We start from the raw sequence: 22,353 nt of genomic DNA on the forward strand, positions 1-22,353 counted from the left end.
CCCCGAATTCTGGAGGCCCGGGTATGCGCCGTCCCCCGGGCCGCAGGCCGGTGGTGGGGGCTGAGGAAACGTTCCAGCCGGGGCACACCCGCGCCGCACGGGCCAACGGCGCCCAGCCCGGCCGTCCCCTCCCCGCAGTTGGCCGGCGAGCGGAGCGAGCAACAGCAACAAGCAAGCACCAACTCGCCCGCGCCGCCTCCCCACTCACACACCTCCCTCCCATGGGAAGGTAAAGTCCCTGTACAGCACACGACCACACAGCCACACGGCCGCAGCCGTACATCCCATCGTCCGTTCGTCCCAGGAGGCTCCCGGGTGGAGGTTCAGGAGACGCGAGTCCAGACCGACCGCGTGCTCACCATCCCCAACGTGCTCAGCATGGCGCGGCTCGTCGGTGTGCCGGTGTTCCTGTGGCTGGTGCTGTGGCCGGAGTTCGGAGGGCCGCACAATGACGGATGGGCCATTCTCATCCTGATGGCGAGCGGGATCAGCGACTACCTGGACGGAAAGCTGGCCCGCCGGTGGGGGCAGATCAGCCGTCTGGGTCAACTGCTCGATCCGCTCGCGGACCGGCTGTTCGTGCTGTCGACGATCGTCGGGCTGACCTGGCGCGGCATCATGCCCTGGTGGCTGACCGCACTTCTGCTGGGTCGGGAGGTGTTCATCGCCTCGCTGCTGCCGGTGTTGCGGAAGCACGGCTACGGGCCGCCCGGGGTGAATTTCCTGGGGAAGGCGGCTACGTTCAATCTGATGTACGCATTCCCGTTGCTTCTGCTCACACAGAGGAGTGACTGGCTCGGGAGTGTGGCATTCATCATCGGATGGGCGTTCGTCTGGTGGGGTACGACGCTGTATTGGTGGGCAGGGATCCTGTACGCGGTTCAAACCCGTCGTCTGGTACGGACGGGCGCCGCGGCCGGCTGATCGCCGGGTGGCCTCTGGGCGCCCGTGGCGGAGTCGGTCGTCGGATGACAGCTCCGCCAAGGCCACAAGGAGGAACCACCCGACATGAAGGCCGTTGTGATGGCCGGAGGCGAGGGCACGCGCCTCCGCCCTATGACCTCGAGCATGCCCAAGCCCCTGCTTCCGGTCGTGAACCGACCGATCATGGAGCATGTGCTCCGTCTGCTGAAGCGCCACGGGCTGACCGAGACCGTTGTGACCGTGCAATTCCTCGCCTCGCTCGTCCGGAACTACTTCGGGGACGGCGAAGAGCTGGGGATGAGGCTTACCTATGCGAATGAGGAGACCCCCCTCGGAACCGCCGGAAGCGTCAAGAACGCCGAGGACGCGCTCAAGGACGATTCGTTCCTGGTGATCTCGGGCGACGCGCTGACCGATTTCGACCTGACCGAACTGATGGAGTTCCACCGGTCCAAGGGCGCGCTGGTCACCGTGTGCCTGACCCGGGTGCCGAACCCGTTGGAGTTCGGGATCACCATCGTCGACGACGAGGGCCGGGTCGAGCGCTTCCTGGAGAAGCCGACCTGGGGCCAGGTCTTCTCGGACACGGTGAACACCGGGATCTACGTGATGGAGCCCGAGGTCTTCGACTACGTCGCGGCGGACACCTCCGTCGACTGGTCCGGGGACGTCTTCCCGCAGCTGCTCAAGGAGGGCAAGCCGATCTACGGCTTCGTCGCCGAGGGCTACTGGGAGGACGTGGGCACCCACGACAGCTATATGAAGGCCCAGGCCGACGTGCTGGAGGGCAAGGTCGACGTCGACATCGAGGGGTTCGAGATCTCCCCCGGCGTGTGGGTGGCCGAGGGCGCCGAGGTGGATCCCGAGGCGGTGCTGCGCGGACCGCTCTACATCGGCGACTACGCCAAGGTCGAAGGCGGGGTCGAGCTGCGGGAGAACACCGTGCTCGGCAGCAACGTCGTGGTGAAGCGCGGGGCGTTCCTGCACCGGGCGATCGTGCACGACAACGTCTACATCGGGCCCCAGTCCAATCTGCGCGGCTGCGTCATCGGCAAGAACACCGATGTGATGCGGGCGGCGCGGATCGACGACGGGGCGGTGATCGGGGACGAGTGCCTGATCGAGGAGGAGTCGATCATCGCGGGCAATGTCCGCGTGTACCCGTTCAAGACCATCGAGGCCGGCGCGGTCGTCAACACCTCGGTGATCTGGGAGTCCCGCGGACAGGAGCACCTGTTCGGCGTGCGCGGCGTCTCCGGGATCATCAATGTCGAGATCACGCCCGAGCTGGCGGTCCGGCTGGCCGGCGCCTACGCGACGACGCTGAAGAAGGGCGCGATGGTCACCATCGCGCGTGACCACTCCCGCGGCGCCCGGGCGCTGAAGCGGGCCATGATCTCGGCGCTGCAGGCCAGCGCCATCGACGTGCGCGACCTGGAGAACGTGCCGATGCCGGTGGCCCGGCAGCAGACGGCCCGAGGCAGCGCCGGCGGCATCATGCTGCGGACCACGCCCGGGGTGCCGGACTCGCTGGACATCCTGTTCTTCGACGAGCGCGGCGCGGACCTCTCCCAGGCCGGCCAGCGCAAGCTGGACCGGGTCTACGCCAGGCAGGAGTACCGCCGGGCGTTCCCCGGTGAGATCGGCGACCTGACCTTCCCGGCCAGCGTCTTCGACTCCTACGCAGGGACGTTGCTGCGCGCCGTGGACACCAGCGGGGTGCCCGAGGCCGGGCTGAAGGTCGTCATCGACGCCGCGCACGGTAGCGCCGGCCTTGTCCTTCCCAGCATCCTGGGGCGACTGGGCATCGAGGCGCTGACCGTCAACCAGGGCATGAACGAGGCCAGGCCGACCGAGACGGCCGAGGAGCGCCGGGCGGGTCTGGTGCGGCTCGGGGAGCTGGTGGCCTCCTCCAAGGCGGCGTTCGGGGTGCGGTTTGACCCGGTGGGCGAGCGGGTGTCCTTTGTGGACGAGCGCGGGCACCTGATCGAGGACGACCGGGCGCTGCTGGTCTTCCTCGACCTGGTGGCGGCCGAGGGCCGCAGCGGCAAGGTGGCGCTGCCGGTGACCACGACCAGGATCGCCGAGCAGGTCGCCGCCTACCACGGCACCCAGGTGCAGTGGACGACGACCTCGCCCGACGCTCTGACCAGCGCTTCCTCCGCAGAGGGCACGATCTTCGGCGGCGACGGCCGCGGCCGGTTCGTGATCCCGGAGTTCAGCGGGATCTTCGACGGCGCCGCCGCCTTCGTCCGGCTGGTCGGGCTGGTCGCGCGGACGCAGCTGACGCTGAGCCAGATCGACGCGCGGATCCCCAAGGCCCATGTGCACCGCCGCGACCTGGCGACGCCGTGGTCCGCCAAGGGCATGGTGATGCGCTCGGTGGTGGAGGCGGCCGGCGAGCGGCATGTCGACACCACCGACGGGGTGCGGGTGGTGGAGAGCGACGGCCGCTGGACCATGGTCGTGCCCGACCCGGCCGAGGCGGTCACCCACCTCTGGGCCGAGGGTCCCGACGACGTCTCCACGCAGGCGCTGCTGGACGAGTGGAGCGCGGTGGTCGAGTCCACCGACCGCGAATAGGCAGCAGGACGACGCTGGGCGCGGCAGCACGCGGCTGCGCCCAGCCGAGGGCCGGCGCCGCGACTCACCGTCGCGGCGCCGGCCCTCGGTGCGTCGGGGTTTGTCACGATCGTGTGCCGGGTTGGCCGCCCGCGGCGCGAGTTGCGCCGGTGACGCCGGTGCGACGTGGGACGATGTGGCGCATGTCGAGGACAGGGGTGGACGGTGAGAGGGCTGCGAGCGCCGCGGGAAGCTGGAGTTCGCGCCCCGACGCGTCCATGTTCCTGCTCACCAATGTCATGGAGCACGCCCTCGACGACGGCTACGCGGAGGCGGCTCGCAGCCGGGGCGAGTACGGCAGCAGCCGGATGCCCCGGTCGCTGCGCGGCAAGCTCTTCCTCGGCGGCGGGCTGCTGCTCGCGGCGCTGGTGCTGACGGTGGGGGCGGTGCAGGTCAGGGCCTCGGCCCCGGTGGCGGCGCAGGAACGGCAGGAGCTGATCGCCCGGGTGGGCACGGCGCAGGCCAACGCCGACCAGGTGCAGCAGCAGATCGACAAGGACCGGGCCCAGCTGAAGCAGCTCCAGCAGCAGGCCGAGGCGGGCGGGACCGGCGCCGGGGACACCTCGCAGCTGCAGCAGCTGCAGCTGGTCACCGGCGCGGGCGCGGCCTACGGCCCTGGGATCCAGGTGACGCTGGACGACGCGGTGTCGGCCGGCACCGACGGCGGCAGCAATCCGCGGACCGCGGCAGGGTTCAGCGACACCGGACGGGTCCGGGACCGGGACGTGCAGCTGGTGGTCAACGCGCTCTGGCAGGCCGGGGCCGAAGGCGTCGCGATCAACGGTCAGCGGCTCACCTCGCTGTCGGCCATCCGGGCGGCCGGCGACGCCATACTGGTCGACAACCATCCACTGGCCCTCCCCTACATCCTGGACGCCGTCGGCGGCGGGGCGCTGGCGGACGGCTTCCGGCAGAACGTCGACGGCGGCGTCTACCTGGACCAGCTCAAGGCGGACTACGCCATCAGATACAGCATCAGCAGTGAGGACCGGGTGGATCTGCCTGCGGCGGCCAGGAGCGGCCTGCAGTACGCGACCCCGTCCGGCAGGGGAGGAGCAACACCGTGATCGCCGTACTGGGCCTCGTGATCGGGGTCGTCGTCGGGCTGGTGGTCCAGCCGGGTATCCCGACCGGGCTGGTGCCGTACCTGCCCATCGCCATCGTGGCCGCGCTGGACGCGGTCTTCGGCGGGATCCGGGCCATGCTGGACGGCATCTTCGACGACAAGGTCTTCGTGGTCTCGTTCCTCTCGAACGTGGTGGTGGCCGGGCTGATCGTGTTCCTGGGCGACCAGCTCGGGGTGGGCTCGCAGCTGTCCACCGGCGTGGTGGTGGTGCTGGGGATCCGGATCTTCTCCAATGCGGCGGCGATCAGACGGCATGTGTTCCGGGCTTAGGGCCTGGTGCACCCGGTGCTTCGGCCGGGTAGGACGGATGGCAGGATGATCGGCGCAGGTCGCAAGCGGCGGGAGTGACAGGTGGGCCAGCACGAGAGAGCGTCGGGGGAGCAGCCCCCAACGCCGCTGCCGCCTGTCCCCGATCAAGCCGCGGATCGGACGGCGGACGAAGCAGCGGATCGAGCAGCGGATCAAGCGGAGGATCAGACTGCGGACCGAGCGGCCGAAGGGACGGCGGAGCAGCCCGAGCGGTTGACCGGACGTCAGCGGCTCGCCGCCGCACTGTGGCCGCCGCGGCTGTCGCGGCCGCAGGTGGTGGTCGCCCTGCTGCTGTGCTCGCTGGGTCTCGGCCTGGCCATCCAGGTGCGCTCGACCAATACCGAGACGCAGCTGCGCGGCGCCCGCCAGGAGGACCTGGTGCGGGTGCTGGACGAGGTGGACGCCAAGCAGCAGCGGCTGCAGGACGACCGCCAGCAGCTGCAGTCGTCGCTGGCGACGCTGCAGAACAGCTCGCAGCAGGCCGCCGAGGCGCAGAAGCAGACCCGCACCAAGGAGCAGCAGTTGGGTGTACTGGCGGGTACGGTCGCGGCGACGGGGCCGGGCATCGTCCTCACCGTCAACGACCCCGGCGGCAAGGTGCAAGCAGATATGCTGCTCAACACTTTGGAGGAGCTGCGCGCAGCTGGGGCGGAGGCGGTGCAGATCAACAATGTACGCGTGGTCGCCGGCACCTGGTTCTCCGACGCCGACCCGGGGACCGTCGTCACCGGCGGTACCAAGGTCACCCAGCCCTACCGCTTCACTGTCATCGGGAACTCGCACGACCTCGATGTCGCGCTGGGGATCCCCGGTGGTGTGGTCCAGTCCGTCGACAAGCTGCAGGGGGCGTCAGCCACCGTCTCCGAGCAGAAGTCGCTGTCGGTGACGGCCTTGATCCCGCTGAGCACGCCTGGCTACGCTCACTCGGCGCAGCCATGAGGTACCGGCGGGTCGCCCACGGCCCTGTCGACAGCAGTTCTCAACTATCGTCCATGATGGCTTCACCCTGCCCCTCGGGCAGGCTCGTGTCACGCAAGGGGAATCGTCCGTGAGTCTGTTCTCGAAGCTGTTCGGTCGTAAGTCCCCCCAGGGCGCGGTCGAGGCGCCCACCGCACGCCATCGGGCCGTCCCGGGCATGCGCGGTCCGGACGAGGGCGACGCGCTGGCGCCGGCCCAGGAGCGTCCGATGTACCGGGAGGACCAGCGACACGCCGGTTTCGGTGGTGGGGCGGGCATAGCACCGGGAGCGGTACCCTCAACCTCAGCTGGAGGGTTTGGGACCGATCCGTATGCGCAGGCTCAGGCAGGCGATCCGCGACAGGAGGCCGCAGGGATGACGGTGTGCACCCGGTGTGGCAGCAGCAACCCCGAGGCCAGCCGGTTCTGCTCCAACTGCGGTGCGCCGCTGCGGGCGCGGGGTCAGGCGGAGGGGCTGTCGGAGCAGACGTCCACGATCTCGATCTCGGGCCTGGAGGCCTACGACCCCGAGGTGACGTCCACTCAGGCCACCCCGCTGATCTCGCCCGAGGCGCAGGCCGCGGTGGACGCGCTGCCGCCGGGCTCGGCGCTGCTGGTGGTCCGCCGCGGGCCCAACTCGGGCAGCCGGTTCCTGCTGGACACCGACGTGACCACGGCGGGCCGGCATCCGGAGAGCGACATCTTCCTGGACGACATCACCGTGTCCCGGCGCCACGTCGAGTTCCGCCGCACGCCGACCGGCTTCACCGTGGCCGACGTGGGCAGCCTCAACGGCACCTACGTCAACCGCGAGCGGATCGACGAGGTGCCGCTGAGCACGGGCGACGAGGTCCAGATCGGCAAGTACCGGGTGGTCTTCTTCGAGAGCCGCCGGGGGTTCTGAGCAGGGGGATGTTCCGCCGGGACCGGCTGCGGCCGGGAGCGGCGCACAACGGAGGAGCGGTCCTGTGCAGGGCGACAACGGCAGGTTCGAGGTCGGTGCCGTCGAGGCCGGCAAGCAGTTGCTGAGCATCGGTGCGGTGCTCGGGGTGCTCCGTGACGAGTTCCCCGAGGTGACCATCTCCAAGATCCGCTTCCTGGAGGCGGAGCGCCTGGTCGAGCCGCAGCGGACGCCCTCGGGCTACCGGAAGTTCAGCCGCGCCGACGTCTCCAGGCTGGCGCAGGTGCTGCGGATGCAGCGGGACCACTATCTGCCGCTGCGGGTGATCAGGGAGCACCTGGACGCCGTGGACGCGGGCGAGGAGCCGCCGGCGCTGCCCGGCGCCGAGCAGCACGCCATCGAGCCCTCGGCGGCCGCCCTGCCCGGCTCCGCGGCCGACCCGGCGCATCCGGAGGTGTTCGTCCCCGGCCCCCGGCTGGGGCGGGCGGAGCTGCTGGCGGCGGCCGGGGTGGCCGAGCAGCAATTGGCCGACTGGGAGTCGTACGGACTGGTGGTGGCCACCCCCGAGGGCGGCTACGACCCGGAGATGCTGCAGGTCGCCCGGCTGGTGGCGGAACTGGGCCGGTTCGGCCTGGAGCCGCGGCACCTGCGCGCCGTCAAGGCGGCGGCGGACCGGGAGGTCGGGCTGGTGGAGCAGGTGGTCGCGCCGCTGCGCAGGCACCGCAATCCGCAGACCCGGGCCCATGCCGCGGCGCTGGCCCGCGAGCTGGCCACGCTGTCGGTGCGGCTGCACGCCGCACTGGTCCAGGCCGGGCTGCGGGCCCGCCCCGGACTCTGACCGGGCGCTCATCGGACGCACGTCGGGTGCAGGTCGGACGCCCACCGGACGCTGAGCAGCGCCACTGCGGCATTCACCGAAATCAATCAGAACTGGAGTATCGGGGCGGCGCGCCCTAGGGTTGCGAGTGTGAACGAGCTAGACGTCGTGGGTGTCAGGGTGGAGATGCCGTCCAACCAGCCGATCGTGCTGCTGCGCGAGGTCGGTGGTGACCGGTACCTTCCCATCTGGATCGGACCGGGGGAGGCCACGGCGATCGCCTTCGCGCAGCAGGGGATGACCCCGGTGCGCCCGCTCACGCACGACCTCTTCCGCAATGTGCTGGAGGCGGTCGGCCAACAGCTCACCGAGGTGCGGATCACCGACCTCCGCGAGGGGGTCTTCTACGCCGAACTGGTGTTCGCCAGCGGTGTGGAGGTCAGCGCGCGTCCCTCGGACGCCATAGCGCTGGCGCTGCGGACCGGCGCGCCGATCTACGGCAGCGACGGGGTGCTGGACGAGGCCGGGATCGCCATCCCGGACGAGCAGGAGGACGAGGTCGAGCGGTTCCGGGAGTTCCTGGACCAGATCTCGCCCGAGGACTTCGGCAGCAGCCAGTAGCGCACGCCCGCGAGGCGTTACGCAGGCAATCGAAGCCCCCTACCCCCGGCCAGGACACGCCAAACCACTCGTCGGGGCGACATCACCCGCCATGCCCAGCGTGGCGATCGTTGACGCACGTCGGCCAACTGCCTACCGTCGGTTGTGGACGTCCAGGGTGCGCCACCCCGCCCCCTCAGCGACGGATCCGGAGGACGAGTGGAACGGAGGGCCGTGTGAGCAGCACCGGCGACGGCACGGCCGCAGGTGGTTCCTGCCCCCTCCATCCGACGCAGCACGCCCCGCAGCGGTCGATGCGGGCGGCGCGAAACGGGTGGGAGGCCCTTCCGGGCGTCGTGCCCCAGCAGGGCGGGGCGGCCCCCGACGAGACGACCGACGGTGCCGACGGGGCCGGTGGGTCCGAGCAGACGGCCGGCCCTTCCTCCGAGCTGATCGGCTACCGCGGCCCCACTGCGTGCGCGGCGGCCGGGATCACCTACCGCCAGTTGGACTACTGGGCCAGGACCGGACTGGTCGAGCCCAGCGTCCGGGCCGCGCAGGGGTCGGGGACCCAGCGGCTCTACGGCTTCCGGGACGTGCTGCTGCTGAAGGTGGTCAAGCGGCTGCTGGACGCCGGGGTCTCGCTGCAGAGCATCCGCGCCGCGGTGGTGCACCTGCGGGCCTGCGGGATCGCCGACCTGTCCGGGATCACGCTGATGAGCGACGGGGCCTCGGTCTACCAGTGCACCTCGCCGAACCAGCTGGTGGAGCTGCTCCAGGGCGGCCAGGGCGTCTTCGGCATCGCCCTGGGCGCGGTCTGGCGCGAGCTGGAGGGCTCGCTGGGCCGGCTGCACGGCGAGCGCGCCGACACGGGGGAGACGCTGGTCGGCTTCGACCCCGGCGACGAGCTGGCCCGGCGCCGCAACCGCGCGGGCTGACACCGCGTCCGCAGTGATCAGAGCCCTGGGGAGGGGCCCGGGAGCTGCGGGGTGTGCGGATGGCACGGGGACGTTTGCGGGCGGGGCTGCGGTGGGTGCGGTCGGTGCTGCGGACCCGGCGGGGGCAGCGCCGGGCGGTTCGGATCGTCGCTGCGGCGGCCTTGCTGGCGCTGCTTCCGTCGGCTTGGTTGTACATCGCTGAGGGCGGTCGGCTGCGGACCGTCGCCGACGCACCGTCCGAGCCGGTCGCGGTGGTCTTCGGGGCCGGGCTGGACCAGGGGAGGCCGTCGCCCTATCTGGCCCACCGGCTGGACGCCGCGCTGGCCCTGTACCGGGCCGGGAAGGTCAAGGCACTCCTGGTCACCGGCGACAACGGGCACACCGGCTACGACGAGCCCGACGCGATGCGGACCTATCTGCTGCAGCACGGGGTCCCGGCCGAGCGGGTGGTCCGCGACTACGCCGGGTTCGACACCTGGGACTCCTGCAGCAGGGCCCACCGGATCTTCGGCGTGGACCGCGCCCTGCTGGTCACCCAGGGCTTCCACGTCCGCCGTGCGGTCGGCATGTGCCGGGCAGCCGGGATCGATGCCTACGGCATCGGCGTGGACGAACCGCATGACACCACGTGGTACTACGGCGGGGTCCGCGAGCTGCCTGCGGCAGGGGAGGCCCTCCTTGACGCGGTACTGAAGCCGGCGCCGTCGCTGCTCGGACCGAAGGTGACCACGTTGGCGAGGTGGGGCTAGGAGGTTCTGACGGATCCAGCCGCGGACCGGCCAGGCAAACGCCTCAGGTCAGGCGGCATCGTGCTGCGCGGCTCCCCGCTGCAGCCAGGCCAGTACCGACGGCAGTGCGGCCAGGGCAGCGAAATGAGCCGCAGCGGGTTCGATGACGGCGGTGACCCCGGGGATTCGGGCGGCCAGCCAGGACGAGTGGGACGCTGGTGAGAAGACGTCCCTGCCCCCGTGCCACAGGAGTACTGGGATACGGATGGTCGCCGGGTCGAAGCCCCAGGGGCAGCACAGCGCCAGCGCGTCGTCGATCCATCCGTACGGCGAACTGCGGAGCGCTTCTTGGTAGTTGCGCAGCAGCATGAATCGGATGCCGGTGTCGGAGACGATGTGCTGATCCTCGGCGGTCAGGTCGTGGCGCAGGTCGTCGAGCAGGCTGGCAGGGTTGCGGCGGATCGCGTTCGACCGGGGGATCAGGCCAGCGGCATAGCCGTCAGGGTTGGCGGAGGCGAATCTGAAGTTGTCCTCGTTGTAGCGGGTCATACCCGCGAACCAGTCCAGTCCCTCGGCGTCCGGGGGCGCGAGGCTTACCAGGGCCGCCGCGCGGGTCACCCGCTCCGGCAGCAGGGCAGCGCAGGCCAGGGCATGCGGTGCTCCGCCGGATCGACCGACCACGGCGAAGCGGTCCAAGCCAAGTGCGTCGGCGATGTCCGTGACGTCCTGGACCGCGTCGGCGACGCGGCGGCCGGGGTGGCGGTCGGAGCCGCCGTAGCCGGGCCGGTCGTAGCTGATCAGCTGGACACCGCGGTGGAACAGAACCATGGCGCGCGGTCGCGGGCCGACTCTGCTGCCAGGGGTGCCGTGCTGCAGGAACACTGGGTCGCCGTGCGGGTCGCCGGACCGCTCGACGAGCAGGGTACGGCCGTCGTGGCTACGAACGTGGACACGCATCCTTCAGACCTCCATGGGTTCAAGATCCCGGTAGATCCGGCGGTTGTCGCACGCGACCCGGGTGATGCCGTTGTCCTCCCCGAGCAGTTGCCGCAACTCCGCGACGGCCTGGTCGTGCAGGGTCAGCCCGGTCGCCGTCTCGCCGAGCAACTGCAGAGTCAGCCCGGCGTTAGCCGCGACGGCCAGGGTCTCCGGGTGGTGCAGGCCGAGCACGGCGCGGAGAGCGGGGAGTGCTCGGTCCTCCAACTGTCGTGCCTCCTCTGGGCGACCGAGGGCGACCAGCACATTGGCGTAGTTGACGCGGCAGAAGAGCGTGTGCGGGTGACGGTCGCCGAGCACCTGCTCCATCCGGGGAAGCGCCCGTTGGAACACCCGCTCCGCCTCTTCCTGCTCGTCGCAGCCCCACAGGAAGATCCCAAGGTTGTTCAATGCGGTCTGGGTGTAGGGATGGGACTCGCCCGGGACTTTCATGTACTCGGCCAGCGCCGCATCGGCCACCTCCCGGGCGGCCTGCCGCTCGTCGGCGGCGAAGAGATCGGCGGCCATGTTCAGGTCGCAGGCCAGCGTGTCCGGATTGGGGGTGGAGTACTCCGCGCGGTAGCGTTCGCGGGTCGCCGTGGTCAGCCGCCGTGCCTCCTCGAACTGCCCGGCCCGGCGCAGTGAGACGGCCAGCGACTTCGCGCAACTGAGCGTGTTGGGGAAAGTACGGCCGAGGACCCGCTTGTGGGACCCGTAGGTGCGCGAGAGCAGAGTCATGGAGTCGAAGTAGCGCCCTACCTCGCGAAGGTCGCGGCCCAGTCGACTGGCAGAGGAAAGCGTGTGCGGGTGGTCGGGGCCCAGGACCTCGGTCCGGCGGTCCAGTAGGTCCTGATCCAGGGCCAGGGCCTCCGCGTAGCGGCCGACCATGCGCAGGGCCAGTCCGAGGTTGTTCGCGGCGCTCAGCGTGCGGGGATGCGACTCGTGGAAGATCTGGCTGAAGCCCTCGTGCGCCTCGCGCGCCAGTTCTACCGCCGGTTCGTAAGCACCCAGCGCGGAGAGGTCCGCCGCCAGGCTGGAGGTGGTGACGTAGGTGTGCGGATGGGTCGGGCCGAGCACCCGGCGCTGCCGGGCCAGGAGGTCCTCGTCGATGGCGCGGGCCTCCACGAAGCGCCCCTGGGAGCGCAGTACGTTGGCCAACTGGCAGCGCAGGTAGAGGTACTGCACGTCGTTCTCACCCAGGGTCAGCGCCCAGTCCCGAAGCAGTTCGTCGGCGAGGTCCTGGGCTCCGGGCAGGTCGCCGCGGCTCCACCGGTAGCGCACCCGGTCGATCAGCAGCCGACGGGTCTCAGGCTCGCTGCAGAACCGTGCCTCGGAGGCGGCGAGATGGGGCCAGATCACGTCGTACCGCGGCCAGGTCTCGGGGTCGTTGATCGGTTCGTCGCCGTCCGGGCGGGCTCCGGCCAGCACCGTGTGGACCACATGCCGGGTGTGCCGTTGCTCCTCCTCGCTCATCCTGGACCGGATCACTGCCTGGACCAGGCGATGCACCTGGATGCTGTTGCTGACCTGGTCGATTCTGGCCAGTGCGAACCGACCGATCTCCCGGATCACCCGACCGAGCACGAGCTTCTCCTGCAATGCCGGGTCATACGGTCTCAGCGCGTCGATCATCTCCTTGCTGTAGAGGAGCTGGGAGGAGATCGGTTCGGGCGCCAGGAACGCGCACAGCTCCAGCAACCGCACCGAGGCCGGCGACCGCTCCCGCAGTCGTGCGATGGAGATGTTCCAGGTGGCGGCGACCGGCTCCGGGTAGTCGGGCGGCTGGTTCATCCCGAGCACATCGGTGGTCTGGTCAGAGAGCTGCTCCAGGTAGTCGGCGACCGGGGTCGCCGTCTCGGCCAGCCAGGCGCCTGCCTGCTCCATCGCGAGGGGCAGGTCGCCGAGGGCCACCGCCACCCGGTCCGCCTCCTCGGGGGAAAGGCCGGGAGCCCGCCGCAGCAGGTGCTCGACGCTCTCGTCGCGGCGGAAGACGTCGACGGCAAGGGCCGCGCCGTGCCGGGACCAGTTCTGGTTGCGCGAGGTGACCAAGATGTGGCCGCCACCTCCGGTGGGGATGTACGGGGCGAGCCGACCTGGGTCGTCGGCGTTGTCCAGGACCAGGATCCAGCGCAGACCCGTGCTGCCCGAGCTGAGCGCCTGGACCGCCTCGTGGCTGGCCTGGGACATGTCCTTCTTCGGTATGCCGAGGCGGGAGGCGAGTTCGGCCAGCGAGGCCACCACGTTGTCCATGTGCTCGGCGGAGATCCACCACACCACGTCGTAGTCGGCCATGAACCGGTGTACGTACTCGATCGCTATCTGGGTCTTGCCGATCCCACCGAGACCGAACAGGGTCTGGGACTTGGGCAGCACGACAGCCATGCCCGCGCAGAGTTCGTCGCGCATGGCTTCAAGGGCCTGGTTACGCCCGGTGAAGGCGGCATTTCGCTGGGGGGCGTTCCAGATCCCAGGCACTCTGCCCGGGAAGCGCGGGCCGCTCGGGTCCGACTCCACCGGGCTCGTTGGGAGGCCGAGTGCCCGCTGCACGCCGAGGATGCAGCTGTCCTCGTCCAGGCGGTGCAGGTCGAGGGGATTGCGCTCCTGGTGGGAGGGGTGAAGGCGGGCTTCGTCCACTCGGATCGGCAGCAGCGAGGAACGGTGAAGCGTGCCCTTCTCGCTCAGGGTGCGCCAGGCTTCGGCTGCATGCCTGGAATTGAGGAAGGCGGTGGAGAGTAGTACGACGGTTCGAACCGAACCTTCGGTGGGCTCTGGCGCGGCCAGGGACAGATCCAGCAGCGAGGTCTGACAACCCAGCCTGGCCATCACGTTGACCAGCCACTCCGCCCACATGCGGTTCTCCGGCATGTGCGCAACCACCACCTCGGAGGGGGTGGGGAGCGGGCGCCGCCGGACGAAGGCACCCCGGCACCTCAGTCGCACCGGCTCCGGGATCGGTGGCATCGTGGCGACCGCTCCTTCGGTCACCACTCCGGTGAGCCGTTCGAAGGCAGAGAGCAAGGAGGTGGGCAGCCCAGGTTCGTCGCCGACGGTCGCCAGAGTCTCCTCGTAGGCGTAGTAGGGGCGGTAGGGGATCTCGACGGTGCCCCAGTAGGAGCCGGCAGCCTCGGGGTCGAGTCCGGTCGGCAGATTCTCGAATCGCAGCCGGGCCAGCGCTCGGCCCGCGTCCACTTTCTCCTTCTCGTTCTCGTCGATCCGCATCGGCACCGGCAGGACGCGCACGGGCCGGTTCCGATAGCCTTCAGCGACGCTGTGCGCCACTGCCGCTGCGCCATCGATCGACTGGTCGCTCAGAGTGAAGCACGCGACGAGCACGTCGGGCATGTGGATGGTGCATATGTCCGCATTGTCGGAGAGCCCAGTACGGCTGTCGATGAGGACGTAGTCGTAGGAAGCCTTCATGTCCTCACGCAGTGCGTCCAGGAAAATGCCGCCGCCGAGCCGCTCGTAGAAATTGTCCCACTCGAACTGTGAGACCGTGGCGGAGTAGCTCCGGTCCTGGCGGCCTGCCGAGAGGAAGTCGAGGGTGGCGTTCCCCGGAAAGGACAGGCCGAGGCGTTCCGGGGTCAGCGAGACGGCGTGCGGCTCCACTCGCGCGTAGGCGCGGTGCCAGGGTCCGGTGCGCGGCTCCCCGGTAGTGGCAGCCCAGCAGTACTCGGTGATCAGGTCTATAACGCCGGTGGTGGAGCTGAGTACGTCCCGGTCCAGAAAGGGGTGGAAGAACCGGTGCAGCCCCGGGGCTTCCAGGTCCCAGTCCACCGCCAGTACCCGAAAGCCGCTGGCGGCCAGTATCCATGCCGTGTTGGCCAGGGCCATGGTGCGGCCGGTACCGCCCTTGTACGAGTAGTACGTGATGATTTGTCCCTCGTGCGGAGTGGTCATGCTCGTCCTCCGTGTCATCGGCATCGGCTCGCGCGAGTACGGTCAGAGGGGATCCAGGGGGCCGGGCAGTCGGGGCCGCGGGACCTCGGGGCCGGCCGGCGGATGCGCCGTGGCGTGCTTCAGGAACTGCCGGGTGGTGTTGGCCACGACCGCGGGCAGGATGTCGGTGAAGGCCTTCAGGGTCGGCACGCCGGTGACGGCCATCCGGCAGTCGGTCCGCCGCCCGCGGTCGAGCGTCAGCGGCAGGGTGCGTTCGAGTTCCTCGGCGAGCTGACGCCCCTCCTCGCTCTGGCACTGCGCGTCGGCGCGGTTCCAGGGCACTACTGCGTTCACCCACGGGCCCGCCGTCGTGTCGAATGCCTTGAGCCTGCGCTGGCGTTCCTCGTCCGCGAGTGCCCAGCGGTCGACCAGCAGGATCACCGGTCCGTCGGGGGGAGTCTTCTCGTCCGCCCGGTACCGCCATCCGCCATTCCCGTCCGGGGAGCCTGGGGCACCGAGATCCTCGGGCACCTCCTCGTCATCGAAGGAGGAGACGGTGATGCGGTAGTCCAGCGATCGGATCAGCTCCTCGGCCAGTGTCGGCAGCGGCTGGGTGGACTCAGTCGGATAGGGGTTCCAGTCCTGGGCACTCTCACCATAGGGGTCGGTGTCCCGGTGCCCGGGTATGGTGTCACGGGTCGGCGCGGCGACGCTGAGATGTAGTCGACGCGGGCCCTCGCCGCGCGGCTTGAAGGCGCTGGGGGTCCGCTCGTAGTGGCGGGGGCTGCCCGGCGGCAGCGGCGACTCGGTCGCCACCCGGACGATACGCTGGGCGAGCCGCAGTACCGTCTCCTGGTATTCGTCCTGCAGTCGGTTGAGCTTGATCAGGCCGTAGATCCCCTCCTCCGCGTACCTGGCCCCGATGGCGGCGTGATCGATGTGGATGTGCCGCACCGAGTCGGGCAGTTGGTCCAGCTCCACTCGGGTCCAGAGGGCCGGTACGATCGCTGGCACGGCGCCACCGCCACCAGCGCGGGTCCGCAGGATTCGCTCGTTGAACGCGAACCACTCGCGGCCGCACATCTTGCTGGCGAAATACCGGGGCGAGAACAGCGGCACGAACACCCGGCACACTGCCAGATTCTGGCTCAGCGCCTCGGGCCACCCGTCACCGGAGCGCAGTTCGCGGTCCATGAAGCCGACGGGTGCTCCGGCCGGCAGGTCGGTGAGGTGCATGATGTTCTCGCACAGATCGGCGAAGAGGATGTGTACCCAGTGGTCCGGGTCACCGTTCCCCGCTCCCCAGGACGGCGTATGGGCGTAACTCAGGAAGAAGTACGGCCTGTTGTCGAGCTTGTGTTCCCACCTCCAGTCGAACACGCGCTCCCCCGCCTGTCCGTGCGGCGCCCCACGACAGAGTCCCGCACCCTTCCGGACCAACCAATATGCCCGACCTGCTCATCGGCGAATGTGAGCAGTTTCGGACAATCCGTGTCGGATCTCGGCCAGGATGCTCTGGGCACGATCGACAGCAGGCCGCATGGGCATCAGGCTCACCGGCCGCCCCAGCCACGCGCCGGTGCGCGCCAGCCCGGCCGGCAGTCGGGACCCCACCTCGGCGAAGTCCGCATCGGACAGAGCCACATCGGTGAACTCCACCCAGTTGCCGGGACTGTCCACCACACAACGGTAACGCCGATGCGGCAGCGGTCCGCCGCGACGGTACTCGGCGAGGTGGAACGCCGTGCAGACCTCGTAACCCACACGGAAGAGGAGGATGTCGGCGGCCGCCTCGTACAGCCGCGCCATCGGCGACCGCTCCCCGAGATGGCAGTCCAACTCGTGTCCCTCCATCAGCTCTGCCGCTCGCCTGCCGAGTGCCGCGAACGACGTCTGCGGGTGGCTGCTGCGCACCGAATGCGCTGCTGTGCGCACTCCCTCCGCGAACCGGCCGGTGGTGGGGGAAGGGGTCGTCGCCTGATCGAACGGAGGCATATGTGCCAGCATTCGCGCCTGCTCCGCGGCCGTGAGCCGGGCCGTCGCTGCTCGGTGCACCCGCGATGTGCTGGAGTTCTCTGGGGTGAAGCTGGGCACCACCACCGTCCCCTCCGGGCCGAGGGTCTGTATCAGGGCGGCCAGCAGTTGCTGGGACCGCAGGCCGCTGCCGCGCAGCGACGCGTGAACGAGAAGCACCGAGCCGGGACGCACGCCCAGGCGTCTGAACAGCATCCGGAGGAGTGCGCCCGCTTCGCGCGGTACGGGGTCGAAGCCTCCGGCATCAAGGCGGGCCGTGGGCGGGAGCGTCTGAGTGCGCCTACTGTTCATGCAAGTCCTGCTCCCTGCGCAGCTGACGGAGCAGGACCTTTCCAGTTGCAGTGAGTTGACGGTCCGGCAGCTCCGCGAGCCGCCGCTGGGCACGGTCCGCCGTCGCCAGGGCCCGCTGGTACGGCTCGTCGGCGTGGCCACGCCAGAAGGCGCCGTCCGCCAGGGCGTCACTGAGCGAGTCAAACAGGTTCTCTGCGCGGCTTCCCGCCACACACAGGTCGGTGATTGCACCGAGCGCCGCGAGGCGGGTCCGCCGGGCCCCCCGCAGCAGTAGCCGGGACGCCTCGATGCCCTCGCAGTCCGACGGCAGGCCGACCGCTCCCACCGCCTGGGCGACCACCACGGCATTGACTGCCCCGTCGGACCCGGTCGGGCGGGCCAGAGGCGTCAGCACTGTGGGCGGTAGGACCGACGCGGCACGGTGCCAGCCCGGGATCCTGTCGTCGAGGTCGGACCACGCCATCTGCCAGCGTTTGAGCAGTAGTTGGATGTCGCTGGCGGTGAACGGCGGCACGACGCGTGTGTGGAAGCAGTCCCGGCCGGGATCGGCGTCGTCCAGCAGGACGGTGCCTGCCGACGTCGCCATGGAGGCCAGGGGACGCCAGGGGTCGGCCGGAACAGGATCGTCCTGGCCGACTCGGACCGTTGTCCCGCCCCGGGACGCGGTGAAGCCGGACGGCCCGGACGTCAGCTGGATCCTTCCGGCGACAGGCAGTAGCAGAGTGCCCAGGGACGGCAGGTGTACCTCGGGGCCGTCCGACTCCCAGGTGACTGTGGCGTTCACGCCGGCGCGGATGGCGGCCGCGGCGGCCAGTGGCGCCAGCGGGTCGGCGTCGACGGGAGCGCCGGCGCCTTTGGCCCGCAGCAGAGAATGGCGGACGAAGGGATGGGTCAGCACCGTGTCGACGCTGGTGGCCGTCTCAGGATCGCGGTCCAGTTCGACCAGGAAGCGCCAGGACTTCGCGACTGCCGGGTCATCCTTGCGCTGGTCATGCAGGAGCGCGGCCAGGCTACGGTTGACCTCGGTCTGCTGATAGCGAAGTTCGTCCCGGTCGGTCACTGCGGGGCACAGCTCCCGCCGGGTAATCCGCTCTGCTACGCCGTCGATGAAGACCCGCAGGTCGGTGCAGTAGACCGAGGGGTTGTCGAAACCGCTCCCCGGAGCATAGCGGTGCGAGTACAGGCCGCCGCCGCACGACTCGACGACCGGGCACTGACGGCATGTCTCGCTGATACCGTCCCGACCGCGCTGTCGGGCGATCAGGCCCGGGTGGGCGGCGACGTCCTCGAAGCTGTTGTGGAAGACGTCCAGCCCGGTCTCCGGGGCGCCGGGATAGGCGACCTTCAGCGAGTCGACCTGCTCGAATGTCCCGTCGGTTTCGACCACTACGAGGTCGGTCGGGGCCAGGCCCAGGGCCTCCGTAAGGCTGGGGCCACCTCGAAGGGTGCTCAGCACCGACTCGAAGGTCCTGACAGGAGTGTGGCGCCCCTGCTCTTCCCATCGGTCGAACACTGCCAGCAGCCAGTCGGCGTAGGGGGTCGGTCGTTCCGTCTCCGAGCCGGGACCGACTCCGCCCGGACCCTGCATCGCCCGCTCCTTGAGCCCGTCCGGGGGGCTGTCCCAAGTGGCATGCGGCAGGAGGTAGTCGATCCGTGGAGGATCGAGATCGGTCAGGGCGTTGTGCACTGCCACGGGGTCGTTGGTGACGTCCAGGGTGCAGAGCAGGCCGAGGTCGAGATGTCGGTTCTCCGGGAGGTGTAGCCGCCGGACGGCGCGGACGGCGCGGTCGTAGCTGCTGCGTCCGCGATGGTCCAGACGGTGGCGGTCGTTCGCGGTCCGGTCACCGTCCAGGGAGAGACCGACACGTACCCCATGCTCGCGGAAGATGCGCAGGAACTCCGGCCCCAACTGGGTGCCGTTGGTGTGCACCCGCAGATCTAAGGTCGTGTCCGGTGGCATGGCCGACCGGATCTCCTCGCAGAGGGTGTGCATTCTCCGAGGTCCCACCAGCAGAGGCTCCCCACCGTGCAGGATGACGGAGACGGAATCGAGGCTGTGGGAGACCGCGTACGCGGACAGCCGCTGACCGATCTGCCGGACCGTCTCTTCCGCCATCACTCTCGGGCGGGTGACCCAGCTCTGATCAGCATGCTGGTACATGTAACAGTGGTCGCATGCAAGATCACACCTGCTGTGGATCTTGACAATGACTTGCCGCAGGGCTGGGTATATCACTTTTCCACTCTATGAGCGGTTGAATCCTCGGCGAACCGTTTGGCCTGAAGTGCATCATTACGAGGCGGGATTGTCGGCCAATACGACCGATTTCGGTACGGCGTTGAATGTCCCTGTATGCCGGTGCCGTGCAGGTGCCCTGCACGGCACCGGGGGTCAGAGCGCGGAGTCGAAGGTGATGGGCTTCTTGCGCACCGCGGGAAGGCCGAGAGTCCGTGCTGCATGGGTGGCGGATGCGGGCTGACGCACGTCCAGCGCGGCGAGGGAAAGGCGGCGTCGCGCGCCAACCTGTTGTGCGGGAGCTGTCACCGGCGGAATCGACAGAGTCATGGCATCCTCGTCAAGAGTGATTGATTGCCAAGATCATCTCTCTGTCCAGGTGAAAGCTCCTCCGTTCAGGTCGACCATCTTGGCGGGCACTTCACAGCACCCTGCCGGGACTCTATCACCGGGAACAGCGTTAATATCTCCAACTGGGCTTTCCGAGTGAATGCGACCGCTTTCGTGGTGTTCCCCCGCACGAAGTTGACGCGTCCGCGCTGGTCAGCCTTTGCCTCGGTTGTCAGTGCTGTCGGCGAGGATGGGTGCATGCGGTCCGTGCCATCGATCCTGCACCTTGACATGGACGCCTTCTTCGCGTCGGTGGAGCAGGCGTCCAAGCCGAGCCTGCGTGGGAAGCCGGTGGTGGTCGGCGGCCTCGGGGGGCGCGGGGTCGTCGCCACCGCCTCCTACGAGGCGCGGGTGTTCGGGGTGCATTCGGCGATGCCGATGGCGCAGGCGCGCCGCCGTGCGCCGCACGCCGCCTACCTGATCCCCAGGTTCGAGCTCTACCGCCAGGTCAGCGATCTGGTGATGGGCCTGCTCCGGGAGCTCTCCCCGCTCGTGGAGCCGCTGAGCCTGGACGAGGCTTTCGTGGACCTGGAGGCGGGCCCCTACGGCGGGCTGCTGCGCGAGGGCACCCCCGAGGAGGGTGCGGAGCTGGTCCGCGCGCTGGGGGAGGACCTGCGCGCCGACATCCTGGCGGCGGTCGGCCTGACCGCCTCGGTGGGGCTGTCCGGCACCAAGTTCCTTGCGAAGATCGCCTCCGAGCAGGCCAAGCCGGACGGCCTGGTGCTGATCGAGCCGGGGCGGGAGCGCGAGGTGCTCGACCCGTTGCCGGTGCGGGCGCTGCCCGGGGTGGGGCCGGCCACCGCCGAGACCCTGCGCCGGCTCGGGATGACCCAGGTCTCGCAGATCGCGGCCACCACCGAGGACGAGCTGGTGCGGCTGCTGGGGCGGGCGCACGGGGCCGGGGTGCACGCGCTGGCGCTGGGACGGGACGAACGCGCCGTGGTGGCCGAGCGGGACGCCAAGTCGGTGTCGGTGGAGGACACCTTCGAGGTCGACCTGGGCGACCGGGAGCTGATCCGGGCCGAGCTGGACCGGTTGGCCGAACGGTGCGTGCGCAGGCTGCGGGCGGCCGGTCGGTCCGGGCGGACCGTGGTGGTCAAGGTGCGGCTGTTCGACTTCACCACGCTGACCCGGTCCGAGACGCTGCCCGCGCCGACCGACGACCCGCTGGTGATCTCGGCGATGGCCCGGCGACTGCTGGAGTCGGTCGAACTGACCGGGGGAGTGCGGCTGCTGGGGGTCGGTGTGTCCGGGCTGGCCGACTTCACCCAGGAGGACCTGTTCGCCCAGGCCGAGCACGAGGCCGCGGAGGCCGAGGCGGATCTGCGGGCGCTGGCCGACGCGGACGACCCCGTTGCGGACGACCCCGAAGCGGAGGGCGGGGACGGCGGCGGGGAGGCCGCCTACGGGGGGCCGGGAGCGCCGAGGGCGTTCCACCCCGGCGGCGGTGTCGGCACGCTGCTCACCGTGCGGCGCTGGATGCCGGGTCAGGACGTGCGCCATGCCGAGCTCGGCCACGGCTGGGTCCAGGGCAGCGGGGTGGGCCGGGTCACCGTGCGCTTCGAGACGCCCTGGAGCGAGCGCGGGCCGGTGCGGACCTTCTCGGTGGACGACCCGGAACTGGCGAAGGCCGACCCGCTGCCACTGGTGCGCGGGTCGGCCTCGGCCGGAGAGGTGTGAGCGGGCGTCAGGCGCCGATGGCGTGGCCCGGCAGGTCGGGTCGTCCGGGCGCCGCGGGAGGTGTGGACGGAGCGGCGCCGGCGGCCTGGCCGGCGCCGGACTGACCGTCGGACTGGCCGGTGCCGGGCACCGCGGTCGGCCCGGCCGGGCGGGAACTGTCCTGCACCTGGATGTGCTCCCGGTGCAGCTCGTCGCGGACGATCTCCTCCTCGGTGAACCGCTCGGTCACCAGGCGGATCCGCTCCACCGGGACGACCGCCTTGCGGACCACGACCCGCTGCTCGTGCAGGGTCACCTCCTCGGTGCTCTCGGTGATCTCCTGCTCCGTCAGCCGGGCCCGCTCGTCGGCGCCGACCGGAACCCGCTCGACCCGGATCCGCTCGCGGATCACCGGCACCCGGCGTTCCACCTGCTCGGCGGTGACGTACTTGCGCAGCCGGGCCTTGCCGAGGACGCGCCACTCGGTGGAGATGTCCAGCCGCTCCTCGCGGCAGACGAACTCGATCGGCTCCGGGACCCCGCCCTGGGGGGCCTGGGTGGCGGCGGACGCGGTGCCGGGCAGCGGGCCGGTGAGCGGGTCCGGTCGGTCCGGGCGGCGGTCCGTCTTCTGCAGCGACGGGGCCGGCTCGGCGGAACTGGAGGCGGAGGCAGAGGTGACAGCGGGGGTGGTGGTGGCAGTGGCGGCGTCAGCCGGGGCCGCGGGGGCGGCCGGTGGGGTCGCGGCCGTCCGGGCCGGCTGGGGCGCCATGAAGGCGGAGGTGCGGCTGGTGCCGGTGGTCGGCGAGGACCCGGTTCCCGTGGCGGGGGCGCCGGGGGTCATCACCGGCATGGCCTGGGTCGTGGTCGGCTCGGCGGCCCTGGCAGGCGCGGAAGCGGCGGTGGCCGCAACGGCGGCGGCCGGAACGATCGGCGAGGCGGGCGCTTGGGGGGGCGCGGGGGGGGGGGG

At 70.3% G+C, this 22,353-nt stretch carries 19 protein-coding genes; 12 read left to right on the forward strand and 7 right to left on the reverse strand.

The window, feature by feature from the left end:
- Window positions 1-315: 315 nt before the first annotated feature.
- The 10 genes from clsA to TR46_RS26585 all read left to right on the forward strand — a co-directional run bounded on the left by clsA (window position 316) and on the right by TR46_RS26585 (window position 9,943).
- Window positions 316-924 carry a cardiolipin synthase ClsA gene (gene clsA, locus TR46_RS26540; RefSeq protein ID WP_042405817.1) on the forward strand — a complete coding sequence of 203 codons (609 nt, stop codon included), beginning with the start codon at window positions 316-318 and terminating at the stop codon, window positions 922-924.
- A gap of 84 nt (window positions 925-1,008) precedes the next feature.
- Window positions 1,009-3,507, forward strand: coding sequence for a mannose-1-phosphate guanyltransferase (locus TR46_RS26545; protein ID WP_042405819.1), 2,499 nt, complete (start codon window positions 1,009-1,011; stop codon window positions 3,505-3,507).
- Between the two features lie 182 nt (window positions 3,508-3,689).
- Window positions 3,690-4,613, forward strand: coding sequence for a DUF881 domain-containing protein (locus TR46_RS26550; protein ID WP_236655518.1), 924 nt, complete (start codon window positions 3,690-3,692; stop codon window positions 4,611-4,613).
- Window positions 4,610-4,942 carry a small basic family protein gene (locus tag TR46_RS26555; protein ID WP_042405824.1) on the forward strand — a complete coding sequence of 111 codons (333 nt, stop codon included), beginning with the start codon at window positions 4,610-4,612 and terminating at the stop codon, window positions 4,940-4,942. Before TR46_RS26550 ends, TR46_RS26555 begins: the two co-directional genes overlap by 4 nt.
- Before the next feature lie 252 nt (window positions 4,943-5,194).
- A complete protein-coding gene (locus tag TR46_RS26560) occupies window positions 5,195-5,920 on the forward strand; it encodes a DUF881 domain-containing protein (RefSeq protein ID WP_052433107.1) in 726 nt (241 codons plus the stop codon).
- Between the two features lie 394 nt (window positions 5,921-6,314).
- Window positions 6,315-6,842, forward strand: a complete 528-nt coding sequence (locus tag TR46_RS45395; protein ID WP_042405827.1) for a double zinc ribbon and FHA domain-containing protein — start codon at window positions 6,315-6,317, stop codon at window positions 6,840-6,842.
- 64 nt (window positions 6,843-6,906) lie between these two features.
- A complete protein-coding gene (ftsR, locus tag TR46_RS26570) occupies window positions 6,907-7,677 on the forward strand; it encodes a transcriptional regulator FtsR (RefSeq protein ID WP_042405832.1) in 771 nt (256 codons plus the stop codon).
- Between the two features lie 129 nt (window positions 7,678-7,806).
- The gene (locus TR46_RS26575; RefSeq protein ID WP_042405834.1) at window positions 7,807-8,277 is read left to right on the forward strand and encodes a bifunctional nuclease family protein; all 471 of its coding nucleotides are present in this window, start codon (window positions 7,807-7,809) and stop codon (window positions 8,275-8,277) included.
- A 215-nt stretch (window positions 8,278-8,492) separates the two neighbouring features.
- The gene (locus TR46_RS26580) at window positions 8,493-9,194 is read left to right on the forward strand and encodes a MerR family transcriptional regulator (RefSeq protein WP_042405836.1); all 702 of its coding nucleotides are present in this window, start codon (window positions 8,493-8,495) and stop codon (window positions 9,192-9,194) included.
- Window positions 9,195-9,253: 59 nt separating this feature from the next.
- A complete protein-coding gene (locus tag TR46_RS26585; protein WP_042405893.1) occupies window positions 9,254-9,943 on the forward strand; it encodes a SanA/YdcF family protein in 690 nt (229 codons plus the stop codon).
- Between the two features lie 48 nt (window positions 9,944-9,991).
- On the opposite strand, the gene TR46_RS41380 is transcribed toward TR46_RS26585, so the two are convergent.
- The 6 genes from TR46_RS41380 to TR46_RS42560 form a co-directional block, all read right to left on the reverse strand.
- Window positions 9,992-10,879 (reverse strand): alpha/beta fold hydrolase, encoded by an 888-nt coding sequence (locus tag TR46_RS41380; RefSeq protein WP_042405838.1) that lies wholly within the window; start codon window positions 10,877-10,879, stop codon window positions 9,992-9,994.
- A 3-nt stretch (window positions 10,880-10,882) separates the two neighbouring features.
- Window positions 10,883-14,797 (reverse strand): FxSxx-COOH system tetratricopeptide repeat protein, encoded by a 3,915-nt coding sequence (gene fxsT / locus TR46_RS26595; protein WP_042405840.1) that lies wholly within the window; start codon window positions 14,795-14,797, stop codon window positions 10,883-10,885.
- A 42-nt stretch (window positions 14,798-14,839) separates the two neighbouring features.
- A complete protein-coding gene (locus TR46_RS26600) occupies window positions 14,840-16,156 on the reverse strand; it encodes a TIR-like protein FxsC (protein ID WP_161790197.1) in 1,317 nt (438 codons plus the stop codon).
- A 78-nt stretch (window positions 16,157-16,234) separates the two neighbouring features.
- Window positions 16,235-17,005 carry an AAC(3) family N-acetyltransferase gene (locus TR46_RS26605; protein WP_042405898.1) on the reverse strand — a complete coding sequence of 257 codons (771 nt, stop codon included), beginning with the start codon at window positions 17,003-17,005 and terminating at the stop codon, window positions 16,235-16,237.
- A gap of 85 nt (window positions 17,006-17,090) precedes the next feature.
- Complete coding sequence (locus tag TR46_RS26610; RefSeq protein ID WP_052433108.1) at window positions 17,091-19,337, reverse strand: FxsB family cyclophane-forming radical SAM/SPASM peptide maturase; 2,247 nt, start codon at window positions 19,335-19,337, stop codon at window positions 17,091-17,093.
- A gap of 156 nt (window positions 19,338-19,493) precedes the next feature.
- Window positions 19,494-19,667 carry a hypothetical protein gene (locus tag TR46_RS42560; RefSeq protein WP_161790198.1) on the reverse strand — a complete coding sequence of 58 codons (174 nt, stop codon included), beginning with the start codon at window positions 19,665-19,667 and terminating at the stop codon, window positions 19,494-19,496.
- A 258-nt stretch (window positions 19,668-19,925) separates the two neighbouring features.
- Here TR46_RS42560 and TR46_RS26615 point away from each other — a divergent pair, with 258 nt between their 5' ends.
- A complete protein-coding gene (locus TR46_RS26615; protein WP_042405842.1) occupies window positions 19,926-21,407 on the forward strand; it encodes a DNA polymerase IV in 1,482 nt (493 codons plus the stop codon).
- A gap of 7 nt (window positions 21,408-21,414) precedes the next feature.
- On the opposite strand, the gene TR46_RS42565 is transcribed toward TR46_RS26615, so the two are convergent.
- A complete protein-coding gene (locus TR46_RS42565; RefSeq protein ID WP_236655520.1) occupies window positions 21,415-22,155 on the reverse strand; it encodes a YsnF/AvaK domain-containing protein in 741 nt (246 codons plus the stop codon).
- Here TR46_RS42565 and TR46_RS44570 point away from each other — a divergent pair.
- Window positions 22,154-22,353: hypothetical protein (locus TR46_RS44570; protein ID WP_236655521.1), on the forward strand; the 200-nt coding region annotated here is incomplete at its 3' end. The two genes, TR46_RS42565 and TR46_RS44570, sit on opposite strands and share 2 nt — an antisense overlap.

The organism is Streptacidiphilus carbonis (assembly GCF_000787775.1).
GTDB lineage: Bacteria > Actinomycetota > Actinomycetes > Streptomycetales > Streptomycetaceae > Streptacidiphilus > Streptacidiphilus carbonis.

Bases quoted from the DNA above. Each gene is read 5' to 3' on its own strand.
- TR46_RS26545 (WP_042405819.1), top strand. From the start codon at position 1,009: ATGAAGGCCGTTGTGATGGCCGGAGGCGAGGGCACGCGCCTCCGCCCT.
- TR46_RS26550 (WP_236655518.1), top strand. From the start codon at position 3,690: ATGTCGAGGACAGGGGTGGACGGTGAGAGGGCTGCGAGCGCCGCGGGA.
- TR46_RS45395 (WP_042405827.1), top strand. From the start codon at position 6,315: ATGACGGTGTGCACCCGGTGTGGCAGCAGCAACCCCGAGGCCAGCCGG.
- TR46_RS26585 (WP_042405893.1), top strand. From the start codon at position 9,254: ATGGCACGGGGACGTTTGCGGGCGGGGCTGCGGTGGGTGCGGTCGGTG.
- TR46_RS41380 (WP_042405838.1), bottom strand. From the start codon at position 10,879: ATGCGTGTCCACGTTCGTAGCCACGACGGCCGTACCCTGCTCGTCGAG.
- fxsT (WP_042405840.1), bottom strand. From the start codon at position 14,797: ATGACCACTCCGCACGAGGGACAAATCATCACGTACTACTCGTACAAG.
- TR46_RS26605 (WP_042405898.1), bottom strand. From the start codon at position 17,005: ATGCTGTTCAGACGCCTGGGCGTGCGTCCCGGCTCGGTGCTTCTCGTT.
- TR46_RS42560 (WP_161790198.1), bottom strand. From the start codon at position 19,667: ATGACTCTGTCGATTCCGCCGGTGACAGCTCCCGCACAACAGGTTGGC.
- TR46_RS26615 (WP_042405842.1), top strand. From the start codon at position 19,926: ATGCGGTCCGTGCCATCGATCCTGCACCTTGACATGGACGCCTTCTTC.
- TR46_RS42565 (WP_236655520.1), bottom strand. From the start codon at position 22,155: ATGGCGCCCCAGCCGGCCCGGACGGCCGCGACCCCACCGGCCGCCCCC.